Here is an 18491-nt window from a genome sequence, read left to right on the forward strand (position 1 = left end):
TGTACATTTTGCAAACGTGAATGAATTGCTTAATGAACGCCTACATTGGCCACATCCACCGGCAAACAGGACCGCTTATGTCGCATATTCCACCATCTTCCGAAGAGGAGTTCTGGGTGATTTGGAGCCCCTCCATGGGCGTGGTCGATACGGTCACATTTGAGCGGGTAGAAAACGGCCCCGAAGGGCGTCATGCCTGGCTCGACGAGCCCTACGAGATGGTTGGGCCGATCTGTCTGGATACGTTGGAAGAGAGCGGTCGGGTGGGCTTCGCCGCCTGTCTGGTGATGTCCCGTCAGCGCTGGCAGCAGGACCAGGTGGAACTGCGTCGGGAATCCCACAGACTGAGGCGCGAGGCGCAACAACGTGAGCAGGAGGCGTTTGTCCGTTTTAACCAGCGCCGCATGGCTGAACCCAGCCCCTTTGAGCAGTACTCGGAGCGTAAGCACAGGGAGTCCCTGAGCCTGCCGTTAGAAGGTGTTCTGGACGCAGCGCAGATCAAAACCGCGTATCGCCGATTGGCGCAGAAGCATCACCCGGATGCCGGCGGCAGCCAGGAAACGTTTGTGAATATTACCGCGGCCCGTGATGAGTTGTTGAAGCGGGCATTTTAGTAGGCACGAATCCGCCGCAGATCAACTGCTAAACAGACCATAGCGCCAGCCGCGGATCGCGATGATCACCGTGGCACCGTGGCGGTCATCGAACTCCTGGGCTACATCCTCCCGGTTGAACTCCTCGAACTCCCGCGCCAGGCGCTGCATACGGCGCTGGAATGCCTGGTTGGATGACTTCGACAGCATGCCATTAAGTACGATCAGGCTTTCGTCATCGCGCTGGAAGCGAGAGTTGAAATACTCGGCGGCGATGCGCTGCTGGAAAAACTGCTGAATCGGTCCGTTCTCGATCCAGTTGAAGTTGGCGGCTACCTTCAGCTTGATCCGGTTTCTCGGCAACAGATCGATGATCTGCAGCTTGTCGAGCCGCGCCAGTTTCTGGATGCACAGATGCTCGTCGAGCTTATGCACGCTGACGATCTGCTCCAGCGTCCAGCGATTGAGCACGCAGACAGTGATCAGCAGCAGCGTCAGGTCGCCGGCGATCTCTCGTTCCTGCTCCACGGTCAGCTGTTCGATCCGGCCCGAGTTCTCCTCCATCTGTTTCACCAGATCGGTGATCTCCATCCCCATTAGCTGACAAATGGCATCCAGTCGCTCCAGTGAGAGTTGGTGGGTGGAGAGCAGTCGCTTGACGCTAGCCTCCGACAAATCCAATGCTGTCGCGACATCGGCGTAGGTTTTGCCGTTGGCTTTCAGGCAGCGTTTGAGGGTATCGATCAGCGGTTTGGTCTGGCGGGCCATAATGTTGTCCTTGGCGGTTGTGAGTCTTCCAGTGGAATCAGCCTTGCTTCAGCAGCCGGTGCAGCACCCAGCCACCGATAAAACCGATAAGGCTGCCGAGAACCGTTTCGACAAAGCGTTCCTCCATCAGCGTGCTGAGATCGGTTTGCAGCGAGGAAGCCTCGGAAAAGATCAGCGTCATCGGCGTGATAAACACCAGCGCCAGGGCATAGTTACGTACCACCAGCGACTGTATCGCGAAGTTGAAAAGACCGATCGCAATGGCAAGTACCAGTGTCGAGGGCTGAAAGCTGAACAGCAGCCAGGCAACACCCAGGCCCATGGCGGTGCCGACAATGCGCTGCGCCTGGCGCTGCCACATATGGCGCAGGGAGTTACCCTGCAGAATCGCGGCACAGGCGATGGTGGCCCAGTAGGGTTTGAGCAGTTCCAGTTCACTGGCGATGTAGAAGGTGAGCGCAACGAACACGGCGCTACACAGGCCGTCTGCCAGGGTGGCGATCCAGGGATCATCGGCGCTCTGGTTGGGCGGCAGTTTGCCCGGGCCGGCGGCAGGGTTCACCGGTACCAGCAGGTGATAGACCAGCATGCCGACTATAGAGGTCAGGCTGCCCAGCCCCAGTATCAACATCCGCTCTTCCACGGTCGGCATGCCGGGCGCGTGCAGTGTCGCGGTGATCGCTACCAGCACGAAGAAGAATCGTCCCGGCAGAGCCACCTGGAGAACGCGCACCACCAGGGTCATCACCAAGGTGATCAGAAACAGAATCAGCGTGGAGCCCAGCAGGGTGTCTGAGCTGGTGGCGCTGAGAAAGTAGGAGATCTGAAAGCCGATAGCCACCATCAGCAGGGTGAACAGCCTTTTGCCAAGATTGGCTTGAGGAATGTAAATAAACACCATAGCACCCAGGCAGCCGATAACGCCGAGGCTGAAGGCGCCGTAAAACGAGCCGATCAGTGCCGGTATCATGGCGCACAGGCCGGTCATCACCGGCAGGTGCCAGGGGCGGGCATGCTGGTTGATGCGGAAAAAGTCAGTGAACATCTGCCGGGCTGCAGAAAACCGCCGTTGCTCGCTCATCGTCGCTGGCCTTATAGAGTATATGATCAGAGTAGCAGCCGACCGCGGAACAGGGAGGTGCGTGACTGCGGCACGGGAGTTTAGCGAAGTCGGGTATTAAAATATAATACCTTTTGGCGTCTATGGCGCGACTATAAACATGGAAGTTGTATCAGGTGTGGTTCTGACCAGAATGGCAGGACGAATAACCGTACAGAAACTGGAATCTGCCGACTATGAATCAGCTCTTGAAGGTTAAGGGATTTATCGCCTATCTGCTGGTGGTTTTTCTCAACGCCTTTGTGGATCTTGGCCACAAAATCGTTATTCAGAACACCATCTTCAAAACCTGGGATGGCGACCTGCAGGTGATACTGACCGCTGTAATCAATGGTCTGATCCTGCTGCCGTTTATTCTGTTGTTCTCTCCCTCCGGCTTTCTCTCCGACCGTTTCCCCAAACCCAGCGTTATGCGCTATGGCGCGCTGGCGGCGGTGGGCGGTACCGCGTTGATCGGGCTGAGTTACCTGGCGGGTTGGTTCTGGGTGGCGTTTGGTCTGACCCTGCTGCTGTCGATTCAGAGCGCGATCTACTCGCCGGCCAAGTATGGTTATATCCGTGAGCTGCTTGGCGATGAGCGTCTGGCCCAGGGGAATGCCCTGGTGCAGGCGACCACGATTATCTCGATTCTGGGCGGGACCTTCGCATTCTCTGCGCTGTTTGAGCATTTCTATCAGCCGGACTTTTCCAGCACTACCGAGGTGATGCACGCCATCGCGCCGCTGGGTCTGGTGTTGGTGGCGCTCTCTTTCGTGGAGTGGATTCTGGCGGGTCGTCTGCCCAGGCGAGAAGCGGGTGAGCCGACTAAAACCTTCAGCTTCAAGACTTATATGACCGGCGGCTACCTGCGCGGTAACATCGGCGCGATTCGTGGCAGCCGGGCGATCTGGCTTTCCATTGTTGGCCTGGCCATGTTCTGGGCGATCTCCCAGGTGGTTCTGGCGGCGTTTCCGGCCTACGCCAAAGAGGTGTTGGCAGAGACCAATACCCTGGTGATTCAGGGACTGCTGGCGGTGAGCGGTATCGGTATTCTGATCGGTTCCGTGGCCGCGGGTCGTGCCTCCCGCGCCCATATCGAGCTGGGCCTGGTGCCGCTGGGTGCCATCGGTATCGCGCTTTGCCTGATGCTGATGCCGGTGTCTGAAAGCCTGTTTTCCCTGGCGGCGCTGTTGCTGCTGCTGGGCGTTTGCGGTGGTCTGTTTATCGTGCCGCTGAACGCCCTGATCCAGTACACCGCACACTCCAGCAAGCTGGGTACGGTGCTGGCTGGTAACAACTGGATTCAGAACCTGGCGATGCTCGGTTTCCTGGCGTTGACCGTGGTGTTCTCGCTGGTCGGTTTTAGCAGTCGTGGCCTGTTTTACCTGCTGGCGATCACCGCCATCGCCGGTGCCGCTTATACCTTCTACTGCCTGCCGCACTCGCTGGTGCGCATCTTTGCCGGTGTGATCCTCAAACGCAGCTACCGTGTCAGCGTGTCTGGCCTGGAGAATCTGCCCAAGCGTGGTGGCGTGCTGCTACTGGGTAACCATATCAGTTGGATCGACTGGGCCATCGTACAGATCGCCTGCCCGCGCCCGGTGCGCTTTGTAATGCTGCGCAGCATCTACGAAACCTGGTACCTGAAGCCGTTCCTGAAGTTCTTTGGCGCGATCCCGATCAGCGCCGGCAACAGCCAGGGCGCGCTGGCCAGCGTCAACGAATGCCTGAAAAACGGTGAGGTGGTGTGCCTGTTCCCGGAAGGGGCGATCAGCCGCACCGGTCACCTTGGCATGTTCCGCAACGGTTATGAAAAAGCGGTCGAGGATGTGGAAGAGGGCGTGATCGTACCTTTCTACCTGCGCGGCCTCTGGGGTAGCCGTCTATCGCGCTCCAATAGCGAGAAGCTGCGTGAGAACACCCAAGATGGCTTTAAGCGTAACGTCATCGTGGCGCTGGGCCAGCCGCTGCCGCTGGAAACCAAGGCCGATGCGCTGAAACAGAAGGTGTTCGAGCTGTCCGTGAATGGTTGGGAAGATTACACCGCCAGCCTGGAGCCGCTGCCGCTGGCCTGGTTGAAGCAGGCCAAGCGCCATCCACGCGCGGTGAGCCTGATCGATACAATGGGCGATGCCCAGTTCAGTAATGCCCGTGTCATCGCCGGTACCACGGCCATGGCGCGCAGTATGAAAAAGATCTGCCGCGAGCAGAACGTGGGTCTGCTACTGCCCTCCAGCGCGGCCGGAATCATGGCCAACCTGGCGGTGATGCTGAACGGCCAGACCGCGGTGAACCTGAACTTCACCGCCGGTGTGGAATCGGTGCAGGCGGCGATCCGCAGCGCCTCTATCGATACGGTTTATACCTCCGCGCGTTTTATGAAAAAGCTCAAGACACGTGGTCTGGATATGGATGCCATGCTGGCCGGTACCAAAATCGTGTACCTGGAAGATGTGCGCGCGAAGATGACCAAAACCCGTCTGCTGGGCCACCTGATCGGTGCCTATGTGCTGCCGGCTTCGCTGCTGTGCCGTCTGTATGGCCGTGGCGTGAAGCTGGAAAGCCCGGCGCAGATCCTCTTCTCTAGTGGTAGTGAGGGCACACCCAAGGGCGTGGTGCTGACCCACCGAAACCTGATGGGCAACATCAAGCAGATCAGCGATGTGCTCAACACCCGTAACGATGACGCGATGATGGCCTGTCTGCCGCTGTTCCACTCCTTTGGTCTCACGGTGAACAGTCTGCTGCCGATGGTGGAGGGGATTCCGGCGGTCTGTCATCCGGACCCCACCGATGCGCTGAATATCGCCAAGGCGATCTACCGCTACAAGGTCAGCATCCTCTGCGGCACCGCGACCTTCCTGCGCCTTTATACCCGTAACCGCAAGGTGGTGCCGGAGATGCTGGAGCCGTTGCGGGTAATCGTGGCCGGTGCGGAAAAGCTCTCCGCCGAGGTGCGTGACAGCTTTGAGTTGAAGTTCAAGAAAACCATCTTCGAAGGTTACGGCGCTACCGAAACTGCACCTGTGGCCAGCGTCAACGTGCCCGATGTGATGGACCCGAACACCTGGAAGCTCCAGGCCGGGCAGAAGAAGGGCAGTGTGGGTCTGCCGCTGCCGGGCAGCTGCTTCCGCATTGTTGACCCCGAAAGCCTGGAAACCCTGCCCACCGGTGAAGATGGCCTGATCCTGGTCTCCGGTGGACAGGTGATGCAGGGCTACCTGAATGATCCGGAAAAGACCGACGATGCCATCGTCGAGCTGGATGGCCGCCGCTGGTACCGCACCGGTGACAAGGGGCATCTGGATACGGATGGCTTCCTGACCATCGTCGATCGCTACTCCCGCTTTGCCAAGATCGGCGGCGAGATGATCAGCCTGGGTGCGGTGGAAGCCGCCGTGGCCGGGGTAGTCGATAGCGAGGCCGTCGAGTTCGCCGCTACCAATATCAAAGACGATAAAAAGGGCGAAAAGGTTGTGCTGCTGGTGACCGGTGCAGCGGATGAAGTGCGCCAGAAAATGATCGATGCGGGCGTGAACCCGCTGATGATTCCCGCCGAGGTGATCGCTGTTGAAGAGCTACCGAAACTGGGCAGCGGCAAGATCGATTACAAGGGGCTCAAACAACGTGCGCTGGACGCGCTGGCATAACGGAATGTTGCAAAACTGGCCGCGTTGCTAAACGCAGCGGCAGATAGACAAGGGTTTTCAACATACCGCTCAATGAAAGGTGACGAACATGAGAGTGCTGCGATTGTTCAAGAAAGACCTCGCCCGAGAGGTCAGCGACTGGATCGGCGATGGCCTGATCGAGCGCGCCCAGGGCGAAGCGATCCTCGCGCGTTACGGCGCAAGCCTGAATGAGGGCAAGGGCGGCAGCTTCGCCTACTACGTGCTCAGTGCCCTGGCCGTGATGTTCGCAGGCCTGGCGATGATCCTGGTGCTGTCCCACAACTGGGACGAGATTCCGCGCGCGGTGCGGATGCTGGGGTTGATCGGCGCCACGCTGGTGATCAACCTGATCGGCGGCTTGGAGATGCTACAGGGCAAGCAGCGCGCCGGTGTGCTCTGGCTCTTCTTCGGCGGTATCAGTTACGGCGCATCGATCATGCTGATCGCGCAGATCTATCATCTGGGCGAACACTTCCCCGACGGCATCTTCTGGTGGGCGCTGGGGATTCTGCCGTTGGTATTTCTGACCCGCTCGCGGCTGATCGCGCTGCAGGTGCTGGTGCTCGCCAGCCTGTGGATGTATACCGAAGCCAGTACCGGCTTTATGCCCTATAGCTACCCAATATTTGCGCTGCCCTGCCTCTGGCTGGTGTGGACTCATCGCCGCTCGGCGCTGATCTTTCTCGGCTCGCTGGTGGGGCTGGTGGCCTGGGTCAACCTGCTGCTCGCCTGGGGGGCTGGTCGCTTTTACATCTACGATCCTTTTGCCGATCAGGTACCGCTAACGGTGGCACTGGGCCTTGCGATGATAGGTGCTGCCTGGTGGCTGATGCGCCACGAAGAACCGCTAAAACGGGACTATGGCCAACTACTGCATCTCTACCTGCTGCGCGGCGCTATTCTCACGTTGCTGATATTGAGCTTTACCGAGTTCTGGCGCGACCTGATGCGCAACGACTACCTGATCGGCGTCTTCAATCCGCTGCTGCTGGCGCTGGGCACCATGATTGGCTTTACGCTGGCCCGCCCATCCGGTGCCAACGCCAGCGGGCCGATTCTGCTCAATGGTGCCTTCTTCACGCTGGCAGCGCTGCTGGTACAGCAGAACTGGGCAGACCCTATGTTCCTCGCCGTCGCTACCAACCTGGTGCTGGTGATCACCGGGATCTGGCTGATCCGCCGCGGTGTGGATGATGCCGTCACTCACTTCTTCTACACCGGCGTAGCGGTGCTGCTGCTGACCGCCATGCTGCGCTACTTTGACCTGATCGGCGACTATATAGGCGGCGCGCTGCTGTTCATGGTGGCGGCTGCGGTGCTGTTTGGCGCTGCCCGCTTCTGGAGAAACCGCACAACCGAGGGCCAGGACCATGTCTAATTCAACAGCCTTTCATACCCCAGAGATCTCCGTGCCGGTGAATAAAAAACTGCTTGGCATTGGCCTGCTGCTGACGTTGGTTTTGCAGCTGGGCGTACTCGGTACCGAATATCTGAGCTCCACCTGGCCACTGAAATATGGTGAACCGGTGCTGCTGAAAACCGAACCGATCGACCCGCGCAGCCTGTTCCGTGGCAACTATGTTCGCCTCAACTACGGCATCAGTCGTGTCGATGCGGCGTTGGCTGTGGATCCGTTCCGCAAACACCAGACGGTTTTCGTGACGTTGAAGCAGGAAGGTAAATACCATGTCGCTGAGCGACTCCTGCATGAGCCGCCCGAGCAGGGCCCTGTGATCCGAGGTCGTATCCGCTGGGCCAGCGATCAGTTCTACCGTATCGACTACGGCATTGAGGCGTTCTTTATGCCCAAGGGAAAAGCGATAGCAGCGCAGAATGCCGTACGGGAAAAAGAGGCCTGGGCTCAGATCTATCTGCTGGATAGCGGCAAGGCGGCGATTGCTGATCTGATCTGTGAGGGCGGCTGTCTTTAAGTCGTGCCTTAAGGTGTAAATGGCTAACTGAAATGCAGTATTCAGAGGCGCTCTGCTAACGGGGCGCCTTTTTTCTTGGTGCTGAGCAGAATTCGATTCAAAGTGTGCCCACTCCTGGCCTTATTTTCATCCGAATCGATCGCCGCTGCGTACTATAGAGCAGGGATACAGGATGATACTCAGTTATTAGTTCCATGAAGAGAAAGTGGACTCTGATACTGACTCAATCTATCTTTTACTGAGGTGTAATGTGTAGTCATCTACCGTCAGGTTCACTCCATGCCCAACCCTTTATTTTCAAAGAAAACAGTGCATCAGGCTTCAACTTCTCAAGCTGTAACCGAGAAGTTGAGTGATGCGCTTTCACCATGGAAGGTGGCTCTGATCGATGATGAAGATGATGTGATCTCTATCTCAGAGATGGTGCTCAAGCGTGTGCTGGTTGATAGTCGTCCGCTGATGTTTTTAAAGGCGCACTCAGCGGCAGAGGCGAAGGCGCTGTTTGAGCAGCACAGCGATATCGCATTGGCGCTGGTTGACGTGGTGATGGAAGACGATCACGCAGGGCTTGATCTGATTAAGTGGATAAGAGAAAGCAACAAGAATACAGCCACACGGCTGGTTTTGCGTACGGGGCAGCCAGGTGAGGCACCCGAAGAGGATGTGATCAGAGACTATGACATCAACGATTACAAGAACAAGGCGGAACTGAACTCTACGCGGCTAAAAACCACCATCTACTCTGCGATTCGTTCATACCGAGATATTATCGAAGTCGAACGCGGCCACAAGGGGCTGGAAGATGTCGTCGACGCGACGACGCGAGTGCTTCAGTCCAGCAGCAGCGAAGCGTTTTGTATCCAGGTCTTAAAAGAAGCGAAAGACCTGCTTGGGCAAGTGTCTACCTCTTTTTATCTGCACTACCAGTTAGTCAATGCCTTGGGTAACCGGGAGCAGATTGTCCTCTCCTATGACGGCACTCGGTACCAGATAGACGCCAGCCTTGATTGTGATATTTTTCCCGGGGGGATTCGTGACCGGGTCAATCAGGCGTTGGCCAGTAAGCAAAATGTAATATCGGAAGGGTTGTTCTGTAAATTCACTCAGCTTTCCGATAACAGCGAAAGTGTGGCCGCGGTGGCGCTGTCAGTACACCAGTCACGCTTGAGCCAACGGCTGTTAAATGTCTTCCTCAGCAAGGTTTCTATTATCTTCGTAAACCTGATTACCCGTGAGGAGATTGAGCGCACACAGCAGGAGTTGATGTGTGTTTTGGGTGAGGCGATCGAAAAACGCAGTAAAGAAACAGGCTCCCATGTGCGCCGCGTGTCGCTGATCTGTGAGTTTCTGGCGCAGCGCTTCGGGCTGGATGAGCACCTTGTGCAACTCATCAAGCATGCTACCCCGATGCATGATATCGGAAAGATAGCGATTCCAGAGAGCATTTTGCATAAGCCGGGCAAGCTGGATGCTCAAGAGTGGGAAACAATGAAAACCCATGCTCAAGTGGGTTATGACATGTTGTGCCAATCCAGACGGGCTTTACCTCAGGTTGGAGCAAGTATCGCGCTGTATCACCATGAAAAATGGGACGGCTCGGGCTACCCGTCTGGCCTGAAAGGCGAAGATATACCGGTTGAAGGCCGGATCATGGCGCTGGCCGATGTAATTGATGCGCTGGCCGCGCGGCGTTCCTACAAAGAACCCTGGCCGGCGGAGCGGATTCTGAACTTGTTAAAAGAGGAGCGGGGCCGTCATTTTGATCCACAGCTGTGTGATTTGGCGATAGAGCACTTTGACAGCATCATGGCGCTAAGAGCTATTTACCCGGATGAAGAGTAATGATCCTTTACGGGGTTCTTGCCTAAGTGTGATCGGTTTGGAAGTACCTTCGCTCCTAACACGGCTTCTAATCTCTGCGCTTCACTAAAGCCTCTCTTTCACGTTAAACACGATGGTAAACTCAACTCCCTTTTTTTCTTCGCTCCGGCACCGAATGGTGCCGCCCAGGGCGTTGGTGACAATATTGTAGGTGACGTTTAGACCGAGCCCTGTACCACCATTAGCGCGGTTAGTCGTGAAAAAAGGCTCGAATATCTTCGGTAAATCTTCTTTCTTTATCCCTTTACCATCATCTTTATAAGATAAAGAGAACTTTTTATCTGTCAGCTCGCGTAAGGCTATTTCAATGTTCCCAGCTGTGCTGTCACTAAAACCATGAGTAATAGAGTTGATTATAAGGTTGGTCAATAATTGAGAAAGTAGCCCTGGATTGGTGACAACATTATAATTGTCATCGCAATCGACTTTTATGCTTACTTTAGATTTTCTCGCTACAGAGCTCAGACTGAAAATTATTTCATCTAGATAATCTTTTAGATTGATATTTCTTTCTTCTTCGCTCGTTTGGTCCACCGCAATCTGTTTGAAACTTTTGACCAAGTGTGCGGTTCTTTCCAAATTTTTGTTGATGATTTGCGAGAGCTCGGTAGCACTGTTCAGATAAGCTTCGAACATCTCTTCATCGAGCTCACCTTGCTGATACGACTTGCGTATAGCCTTGGTTTCGTCGATAAACTGAGTGATTCCCATAAGCCCCACACCCACAGGTGTATTAATCTCATGGGAGACCCCCGCGACCAGTGAGCCCAGGCTGGCCATTTTTTCCGATTCAACCAGCTTTACCTGTGTCTGTTTCAGGTCTTGAATCGTATGCTGGAGGTCTCTATTGGATTGGTCTAACTCAGCGTTGCGCTCGTAGATCTGAAACTCGAGCTCCTTTTTCTCGGAGATATCGCGAATAATGGCGTAGATGCAGTCGGTGCCATTGAGTGTAACTTTAATGATTATAACTTCTGTCCAAAAAACGGTACCGTTAGATTTTTGGTGCAACCACTCGAAACGTACGCTGCCTTTATTCATACAGCTTTTTATAAGCTCAAGAGCAGCATCTTTAGACGAACGGCCGTCAGGTTGAAATGTAGGGGAAATATTTTTGGGGTGAATGCCGATAACATCTTCTTTTCTTTGGAAGCAAAACATTGTCAAGAAGGCTTTATTGCAGTCTATGTATTGCTGGCCATCAAAGATAGCTAGACCGTCCATTGATTCGTTAAAAAGGGTTTCGAAGCTCTCCTTCTGTTCAGCAAGCTTTAATTCAAGCTGTTTTTTCTCACTGATATCTCGCCAGTTGGTGTGAAGAACCTCTTCGCCATCTAAAACCATCTTGGTAAGGATCACTTCACACCAAAAGGGAACACCCGTGGATTTTGTATGGATCCACTCAAAGCGAAGGCTGCCCTCGTCATAGCAGCGGTTGATAAGCTCCAGCGCTTTTTCTGCAGAGCGTCTGCCGTCAAACTGGTATTCAGGCGAGAAGTGAACGGGGCCCTGGCCAATGAACTGCTCTTTCTTCTCCAGATCTACCAGATCAAGCATGGACTGGTTGCAGTCAACAAAGATGCCATCTTTGAAGATCGCCAAACCGTCTTTGGAGTGCCTAAAGACGGTCTCAAACCCCTTTACCTGTTCTTTGACTTGTTTCATTTCCGCGCTAAACCCGTATCCGGCCAGTGACAAAAGTTCCATCAATCAAGCTAGCAAATAACCCGGGTAAAGCCACTCTTTGGTTCATGAACCTAGCTCGCGGGGGCGGGACGAGCGATCGGCGATCCCGGTGGCGGATATGTAGCCCAGCACTGGACGCTTCCGCAGAAGCTATGCATATTTAGATCGAAATCATGACTTGCTGAACATGATTACCCGTCATCGGATCTTCTTAGCATTAAAAAATACTATCGTCCCAAGCGCCGCTGATACCATCCAGATAGATCACCGGTTGTAATTCTATCCCTGCCCCATATTCTGCGATCGCCCGCCCTTGTTCTTCATCGCTTAAAGCCGCTAAATCTGCATTGTATTGCGATATTGATAGTGACCTTTGGTTTCTGGGTGTGAATTGGCGGGCGTCAGCCTCGCCTAAGGTGGCGTCATCCCAGGCTTTGGCATAGGCGAACCCCAGCAGAAGGGCATCCCGGTGCTGCTTGCCCTGGTTTACCCAATAGTCCAGCGCGATATTGCTGTGACGTTCTTTGGTGATGGTGGATAGGTTTCTAATAATGGTGTTGTTGGCCGTTTCAGTGGCGTTTGGCAGATCTGAAAAGTTCCAGTAAATCAGCGCTGCTGAATCAAGGTTATTGTTGTTGGCTGCATAGGTTAAAAGCTGCAGCAGCGCTTGTTTATCACTCTCTGTGAGGGGATTTTTGCTCTCGTCGAACGGGCTCAGGTGTTCCCTGTCGAAGTACATCTCCACCAGGCGATTGAGTGGTCGAAAGTAATTCTGTTCGGCGCTCTTTTTCACTATTTCAAGATAACGCTGAAAGTATTCGGCATCAGGGCGGTCGTAACGCGCGTATGCCAGTAGTGCATACTCGGCTTTGAGGTATCCTGCGGCTGTTCGTTGCTTTAATAGCTCAATGGCCACATCGCCCCATGCGTCATCACAGTCTCGGCGCATTCTCATTTCGCATGAATAGCGATTGTACTTAGGCGTAAGCCTTATTGCAGCGTATGGGTTGCCGAGCTTGGCCGCGGCTTTGAACAGTTCGGCGCCTTCGCTACCGGCAAATGCGTTGCTGCGATAGCTTATTTCCGCCAACCAAAACATGGCATCGGCGTTACCTTGATCCACCAGTGGTTTTAATAACTCACTGGCGTGTGTCCAGTTCTTTTGCTGGATGGCCACGAGCGCAGCATAGAGAGGCTCATCAGGGCGATAGGTGCTTGAGGCTAATAGATTGGGATTGACGCCTTGATGTTGTTCAACAAAGACGAGTAAATCTTTTAAGGTGTCAGCCGCTGGTTTTGCGACCTCTTTATCTAGACCGGTCGGCCATTTTAGATAGAGGTAATAGCTAAACGTTGCTGCGCTACCAACGACCATCAGCTGCAGTAAGGCTTTGCTGAGCTGTTTTATTATCGCCATTTTGTTGTTGGCCCGATTCCCCTGCTTAGACATATCCCTGTTCTACTCGTGGCTAAATCGACGTTTAAATGCACGCCGCATCTTAACTTTTATTGGCCTTATAAGGATCTGATTTATAAGGTAAATCGCCCAGGTAAGCGGTTTTCACCCATTAAGAAAGGCGAGAGTTGTATCGATAACAACTGGGTTGAGGCTTGTCGCGGCGAGGGCACAGCTCTTTTCTGAAAACAGTTGCTGCCTGTGGTAAAGGTAATCGGCGGTATTACAGCAAGCGTGCCCCACGCAGATTTGTGATTAGAGAAAACTCTGACTATCCACCGCTTGCCCGGAACCGATCAAACACGCCAACAGAATCCGTGCCTTCTTCGCATCCAGATCCTGCCCGCTGATAACGCCATTAGCGGTTAGATCGGCGAAGCTGCCCGGATATTCGTAGGCGGGATAGACGCGCCCCTGATCGCAGGCTGACGTAATTACCACCTTCATACCGCTATCGACCGCCGCTTTGATCGCTGGAAGCCAGCCGGGCGGCACATGGCCGCGGCCGAAGCCTTCGATCACCAGACCTTGCGCATTGCTGGTGCTGGCGGCGCGGATAAACAGATCCGACATACCCGAGGCTGCCTTGATCAACTGCACTACCGCCAGGGCGGGCAGGGTATCGAAACAGGCTTTGGCGGCGGTCGCAGTGCACTGGATAAATACCTCGCCCCGGTCGATGGTGCCGATCTGGCCGCCAGCGAAGCCGTCCACGTTGGAGGTGTGGACTTTGCGCACGGAACGGGGCGAGAAGATCTTTTCATTAAACACCAGCAGGGTGCCGGAGCAATCTGGCTGATCAGCGGCCGCCAGGGTGATCGCATCGCGGATATTGGCAAAAGAGTCGCTGCCGATTTCACCGGGAATCCGCTGGGAACCGGTATTCACCACCGGCTTGTGGCTCGTAATGGCCAGTGAAAGAAAATAGCTGGTCTCCTCCAGCGTATCGGTGCCGTGGGTGATCACGACCCCGCTGATATCGGTGCGGATCAGGAAGGACTCCACCACTGATTTCAGCAGTAACAGCTTGTCGAAATCCATGGCGTTGCTGGGGATCTGAAAGGCGCTGAACACCTCCAGCTCGACCTGATCCGATGACAGATCCTTATAGGCGCCAAGCAGCTTTTCGCCGGTAAGCTTGCCGGCAATTGAACGCCCGGTTTCCGGATCGGTGGTACAGGCGATAGTGCCGCCGGTGGTTATTACCGCTATTTTTTTCATGAGTTTTCTCATGTGGAAATCTTTTCGCTGCCGCGTTTAGGCGCAGGTTTCGCCTGCTGGCGAATTAAGGGCTTTGATGGCAAAGCCCTTAATAATCCCAAGCCACCCCTGCCGCTTGATCGGCTGCGCCGATTTCCCTGTGCTTCTCACCTGAAAGAGAGGGATCTCCAAACTCGCCGCTCCGCGGCTCAGACAGTCAATCCCTTTTTCCTCTTTCAGTCTGCGATGCTCGGCTGCGCAGAAGGGGAACTACTGTCTGGCTCAGTTGGACTCGGTGTGATCGAGCCCTGTTTGTGCCTCCTAGCGTGACATGCGTTTTGGATAGCAGGCTTCGGCTTTACCGCCCAAAGGCTTCTTTCAAAGCCTTTTCACCCAGCGCGTAATACTTAGCGCGCTCTTCAGCAGGCACCATATTCCCGCCGGTCGCCCAGGCCAGATGGGTCGCGTTGTCCAGGCTACCGGACAGACCGATCTGCGAAAGCGTGTCGCTCCCAGCCTTCTGCAACCAGGCAAAGCCCGGCAGACCTGCCGCGGCCGAAGGCTCGATGGAAAGCTGTTCCGCATCGGTCATCAGCTTAACGAGAGCATGCATGGTGTCGTCGCTGGCGGTGTAGATCCCGTCCAGCAGTGGGTCCATCACGTCGCCCACGAAAGCGGAGGGGCGACCCACCGCCAGGCCATCGGCGCAGGTCAGGTTATCCAGGCCGATATCCTGCACGCTGATGCCGTTGTGCAGGCCGGAGTGCATCCCCAGCAGCATGCAGGGAGAGTGGGTCGGCTCTGCAAAAAAGCAGTGCACCGCATCGCCGAACACATGCTTAAGGCCAAAGGCCACGCCGCCGGGGCCGCCGCCTACACCGCAGGGCAGGTAGACGATCAGCGGATGCTGAGCATCGACGCTGATGTTCTGCTCCGCCAGCTGCTTTTTAAGCCGCAGTGCCGCGACGCTGTAGCCGAGGAAGAGGGTGGTGGAGTCTTCGTCATCAACGAAGTGACAACCCGGTGTCGCCAGAGCTTCTTCACGCCCCTGGGCCACGGCAACGCTGTAGTCGGATTTATGCTCGACCACGTTCACGCCCTTGGAGCGCAGCATCGCTTTTTTCCACTCGCGGGCGTCGGCGGACATGTGTACGGTCACATTGAAGCCGAGCTTGGCGCTCATGATGCCGATGCTCAGGCCCAGGTTACCGGTGGAGCCGACCACGATGCCGTGCTTGGCGAACAGCGCTTTAAACGGTTCGCTGTCGAAGCAGGCGTAGTCGATGCCTTCATGCAGCAGGCCGTTCTCTTCGGCCAGCTTTTCGGCGTACTGCAGCACTTCATAGATACCGCCGCGTGCCTTGATGGAACCGGAGATCGGCAGGTGGCTGTCGCATTTCACCAGCAGGTTGGCCGGGGTTTCGGTACCCAGCAGATCGGCTACCGCTTTGGCGCCTTTATCGACGCGGGTCAGCGGGGATTCGATGATGCCGTTACGCTCGGCGGTCTCCGGGAACACCGCCTTGAAGTAAGCGGCGAAGCGTTCAAGCCGGGCGCTGGCGTCTTCAATATCGGCATAGTTCAGCGGCAGTTGCGCTTTGACCGATTCAAAAGAGCTGACCTTGGGATTGATCCAGAGGCGCTCGCGGCACTGCTGCAGATCGTCGAGAACCGGATCCTTGTCAGTGCTGGCCTTGGCGATCCAGTCAATGTAATTCAGGTTTTCCATACTCAGTTAAACCTCGGGCTGGCTGTTGTAGGGCAGTTGGATCGAAGTAGCCGGTTAGACCAGAAAGTTGATGCCGACAATCAAAAGTAAAGCCGAGAACAGGCGCTTAAGCAGTACCTGATCCAGACGGTGGGCCAGCTTCGCACCGAAGCGGGCAAAAAGCATGCTGGTGGCGCCGATACCTATCAGGGCCGGCAGGTAAACATAACCCAGGCTCCATTGCGGCAGACCTTCGGCCTGCATGCCAAACCAGATAAAGGAGGCGGAGCCCGACAGCGCAATGGGCAGACCGCAGGCGGCGGAGGTGGCCACAGCGATTTTCATCGGAAAGCCACGCCAGCTCAGCAGCGGTACGGTCAGTGAGCCACCACCGATACCGAAGATCGCCGAAGCCCAGCCGATAAACACGCCTGAGCCGCCAAGGAAAACGCGGCCCACCGGTCTTTCTTCATGACTGGCGGGTTTGAGCTGGAAGAACATCTGCACGGCGATGACGATCGCAAACACGCCGATAACGCGTTGCAGTACCTCACCACTGAGGAAAGAAGCGGTATAGCCTCCCAGTACGCTGCCACCAACGATCCCCACGCTCAGCATAGCCACCGCTGGCCAGCGCACGGCGCCGTGTTTGTGGTGCGCCATCACCGAGTTGATCGAGGTAAAAACGATGGTGGCTAGCGAGGTGCCCACCGCCAAATGGGTCAGGATCTCCGGCGAGATGCCCTGGGCGGTGAACATGTAGACCAGGATCGGCACGATCACCAGGCCGCCGCCGATGCCGAAAAGGCCCGACAGCACACCGGCTACCGAGCCGAGGATCAGGAAGGTTATCCACTCCATGTTTATCTGTTCCGTACTGCGTAAAAAGAGACCGGCATCACAGGGATGCCGGGTAAGCGAGGGGCACTTAGTTTACAGGCTTACAGTTGATCAGGCGAAGCCGAGGAATCCTTCCACTTCGCTGATCGGGCTGGCGTTTTTCAGGTAGGAGAGATCCACCTGTGGGCGCTCCAGCTCCACGTCACCTTTGAACAGGGTTTCCAGTTCGCGGGCGAACGCCAGGGTTTCCAGATCGCTGCCGCGGCGACCGATGATCTGCAGACCGAACGGCATGCCGTCGGCATCGCGACCGGTGGGCAGGGTCACTGACGGGTGGCCGGCCAGGGTGGAGGCGTAGGCCATGGAGAGCCAGTGGTAGTAGCTCTGGGTCGGCTCGCCGTCGATCTCGGTCGGGAACAGCTCGTGCCAGTCACGGGGGCTGATGGTAGTGGTCGGCGCGACGATAAAGTCGTGGTGTTCAAAGAACGCCTGCCACTGACGGTAGAGCTTGGTCTGGTTGGTCAGTGCACGTACCACGTCCAGCGCAGAGTAGCTTTCGCCCTCGATCACGTTGTCGTGAACGTTCGGGCCCACCTTGTCCGGGTACTGTTTGGCCAGATCGCGGTGATGACCGGAGAAGCACAGCGCACGGATCACGGCGAAGGTGTCGTCGGCGTTCAGGCAATCCGGGTGGGTGTCGTTGAGCTGACCGAACACATGGCCGAAGCGCTTCAGCTTGGCGTGGAAGCTATCCGCCACCAGCTTCTCGGTCATGGCGAAGCCGAAGTTGTGGGTGAAGGCGACACGGGCGTTACACAGGTCGTAGCGCGGCAGGTGACGGAAAGCTTCCGGGTTATGTGCCGCCTGGCCTTCGATCACCGGAGTCCAGGGGTCGCGACGATCCGGGCGGATCATGGCGGAGAGCATCAGCGCGGCATCGTCCACGGTGCGTGCCATCGGGCCGTTCATCGACATCGGCAGCCAGCCCAGCGGACGGCTGTGACCGGGCACAACGCCCGGGGTGGCGCGAAAACCAACCACGCCACAGAAAGAGGCCGGATTACGCAGGCTGCCGCCGGTGTCGGAACCGGTGGCCAGCGGGCTCATGCCGCAGGCCAGGGCCACGGCAGAGCCGCCGGAGGAACCAGCGCAGGAACGGGTAAGGTCGTACGGGTTGGCGGTTACGCCGTAGACCGCGTTGCGGGTGTTACCGCCGGCGCTCCACTCGGGGTTGTTGGCCTTGCCCATCATCAGCGCGCCTTCCTGACGCAGCTGCTGGATCATCGGGTCATCGCCCTTGGCGATGTTGTCGGCATAAATTTCGCTGCCGAAGGTGGTGGGCAGGCCTTCCACATCGACCATGTCTTTTACGGAAACCGGCAGACCGTGCAGGGTACCGAGCTTGTCGCCACGGTCGATGGCGTTCTGGGCTTCGGCGGCGGCTTTGCGCATCTTGGCGAAATCATCAACCACCAGAGCGTTAACGGCGTGGTTCACCTCTTCGGCGCGGGCGATGCAGCTTTCGGTCAGTTCTACCGCAGACAGCTTCTTCGAAGCCATTAAACGGCGGGCTTCTGTGGCACTCAGATCACAAGGGTTCATAAATTTCTCTCTAAATCGTCAATTCGTCTCAAATGCCTGGCGCTGAATTGCCAGGC

General features: G+C 56.1%; 13 protein-coding genes. 5 read left to right on the top strand and 8 right to left on the bottom strand.

Features of this window, described 5'->3' with window-relative positions; all coding sequences use genetic code 11:
* The first annotated feature begins 77 nt into the window (after positions 1-77).
* Positions 78-614 (top strand): DnaJ domain-containing protein, encoded by a 537-nt coding sequence (locus CLV83_RS17250; protein WP_132295387.1) that lies wholly within the window; start codon positions 78-80, stop codon positions 612-614.
* A 21-nt stretch (positions 615-635) separates the two neighbouring features.
* On the opposite strand, the gene CLV83_RS17255 is transcribed toward CLV83_RS17250, so the two are convergent.
* Positions 636-1361, bottom strand: a complete 726-nt coding sequence (locus CLV83_RS17255; protein ID WP_132295390.1) for a helix-turn-helix domain-containing protein — start codon at positions 1359-1361, stop codon at positions 636-638.
* Between the two features lie 37 nt (positions 1362-1398).
* Positions 1399-2442, bottom strand: a complete 1044-nt coding sequence (locus CLV83_RS17260; protein ID WP_132295393.1) for an FUSC family protein — start codon at positions 2440-2442, stop codon at positions 1399-1401.
* A gap of 215 nt (positions 2443-2657) precedes the next feature.
* On the opposite strand from CLV83_RS17260, the gene CLV83_RS17265 reads away from it, so the two are divergent.
* From CLV83_RS17265 to CLV83_RS17280, 4 genes are all read left to right on the top strand, one after another.
* A complete protein-coding gene (locus tag CLV83_RS17265; protein ID WP_132295396.1) occupies positions 2658-6110 on the top strand; it encodes an acyl-[ACP]--phospholipid O-acyltransferase in 3453 nt (1150 codons plus the stop codon).
* A gap of 88 nt (positions 6111-6198) precedes the next feature.
* Positions 6199-7509: a DUF2157 domain-containing protein gene (locus CLV83_RS17270; RefSeq protein ID WP_132295399.1), complete on the top strand. Its 1311-nt coding sequence runs from the start codon at positions 6199-6201 to the stop codon at positions 7507-7509.
* On the top strand, positions 7502-8062 hold the full coding sequence (locus tag CLV83_RS17275) for a GDYXXLXY domain-containing protein (RefSeq protein ID WP_132295402.1): 561 nt from the start codon (positions 7502-7504) through the stop codon (positions 8060-8062). The genes CLV83_RS17270 and CLV83_RS17275 overlap by 8 nt, the downstream gene beginning before the upstream one ends.
* 279 nt (positions 8063-8341) lie before the next feature.
* On the top strand, positions 8342-9904 hold the full coding sequence (locus CLV83_RS17280; RefSeq protein WP_132295405.1) for an HD domain-containing phosphohydrolase: 1563 nt from the start codon (positions 8342-8344) through the stop codon (positions 9902-9904).
* A gap of 84 nt (positions 9905-9988) precedes the next feature.
* Here the strand turns inward: CLV83_RS17280 and CLV83_RS17285 are convergent, their stop codons facing one another.
* The 6 genes from CLV83_RS17285 to CLV83_RS17310 all read right to left on the bottom strand — a co-directional run bounded on the left by CLV83_RS17285 (position 9989) and on the right by CLV83_RS17310 (position 18435).
* The gene (locus CLV83_RS17285) at positions 9989-11650 is read right to left on the bottom strand and encodes a PAS domain-containing sensor histidine kinase (RefSeq protein WP_132295408.1); all 1662 of its coding nucleotides are present in this window, start codon (positions 11648-11650) and stop codon (positions 9989-9991) included.
* 196 nt (positions 11651-11846) lie between these two features.
* Positions 11847-13079 carry a hypothetical protein gene (locus CLV83_RS17290; protein ID WP_132295411.1) on the bottom strand — a complete coding sequence of 411 codons (1233 nt, stop codon included), beginning with the start codon at positions 13077-13079 and terminating at the stop codon, positions 11847-11849.
* A gap of 261 nt (positions 13080-13340) precedes the next feature.
* On the bottom strand, positions 13341-14306 hold the full coding sequence (locus CLV83_RS17295; protein ID WP_165900340.1) for an asparaginase: 966 nt from the start codon (positions 14304-14306) through the stop codon (positions 13341-13343).
* A gap of 337 nt (positions 14307-14643) precedes the next feature.
* Positions 14644-16014 carry a D-serine ammonia-lyase gene (locus CLV83_RS17300; protein WP_132295417.1) on the bottom strand — a complete coding sequence of 457 codons (1371 nt, stop codon included), beginning with the start codon at positions 16012-16014 and terminating at the stop codon, positions 14644-14646.
* Between the two features lie 54 nt (positions 16015-16068).
* Positions 16069-16854, bottom strand: a complete 786-nt coding sequence (locus CLV83_RS17305; protein WP_132295420.1) for a sulfite exporter TauE/SafE family protein — start codon at positions 16852-16854, stop codon at positions 16069-16071.
* 90 nt (positions 16855-16944) lie between these two features.
* Entirely contained in the window at positions 16945-18435 is a 1491-nt protein-coding gene (locus tag CLV83_RS17310) for an amidase (protein WP_132295423.1), read from the bottom strand.
* Positions 18436-18491 lie beyond the last annotated feature (56 nt).

The organism is Marinobacterium mangrovicola (assembly GCF_004339595.1).
Taxonomy (GTDB): domain Bacteria; phylum Pseudomonadota; class Gammaproteobacteria; order Pseudomonadales; family Balneatricaceae; genus Marinobacterium_D; species Marinobacterium_D mangrovicola.

Coding starts and splice junctions, on each gene's coding strand:
- CLV83_RS17300 (WP_132295417.1), bottom strand. CDS start 16,014: ATGGAAAACCTGAATTACATTGACTGGATCGCCAAGGCCAGCACTGAC.
- CLV83_RS17310 (WP_132295423.1), bottom strand. CDS start 18,435: ATGAACCCTTGTGATCTGAGTGCCACAGAAGCCCGCCGTTTAATGGCT.
- CLV83_RS17265 (WP_132295396.1), top strand. CDS start 2,658: ATGAATCAGCTCTTGAAGGTTAAGGGATTTATCGCCTATCTGCTGGTG.
- CLV83_RS17290 (WP_132295411.1), bottom strand. CDS start 13,079: ATGTCTAAGCAGGGGAATCGGGCCAACAACAAAATGGCGATAATAAAA.
- CLV83_RS17295 (WP_165900340.1), bottom strand. CDS start 14,306: ATGAAAAAAATAGCGGTAATAACCACCGGCGGCACTATCGCCTGTACC.
- CLV83_RS17260 (WP_132295393.1), bottom strand. CDS start 2,442: ATGAGCGAGCAACGGCGGTTTTCTGCAGCCCGGCAGATGTTCACTGAC.
- CLV83_RS17250 (WP_132295387.1), top strand. CDS start 78: ATGTCGCATATTCCACCATCTTCCGAAGAGGAGTTCTGGGTGATTTGG.
- CLV83_RS17275 (WP_132295402.1), top strand. CDS start 7,502: ATGTCTAATTCAACAGCCTTTCATACCCCAGAGATCTCCGTGCCGGTG.
- CLV83_RS17280 (WP_132295405.1), top strand. CDS start 8,342: ATGCCCAACCCTTTATTTTCAAAGAAAACAGTGCATCAGGCTTCAACT.
- CLV83_RS17305 (WP_132295420.1), bottom strand. CDS start 16,854: ATGGAGTGGATAACCTTCCTGATCCTCGGCTCGGTAGCCGGTGTGCTG.
- CLV83_RS17285 (WP_132295408.1), bottom strand. CDS start 11,650: ATGGAACTTTTGTCACTGGCCGGATACGGGTTTAGCGCGGAAATGAAA.
- CLV83_RS17270 (WP_132295399.1), top strand. CDS start 6,199: ATGAGAGTGCTGCGATTGTTCAAGAAAGACCTCGCCCGAGAGGTCAGC.
- CLV83_RS17255 (WP_132295390.1), bottom strand. CDS start 1,361: ATGGCCCGCCAGACCAAACCGCTGATCGATACCCTCAAACGCTGCCTG.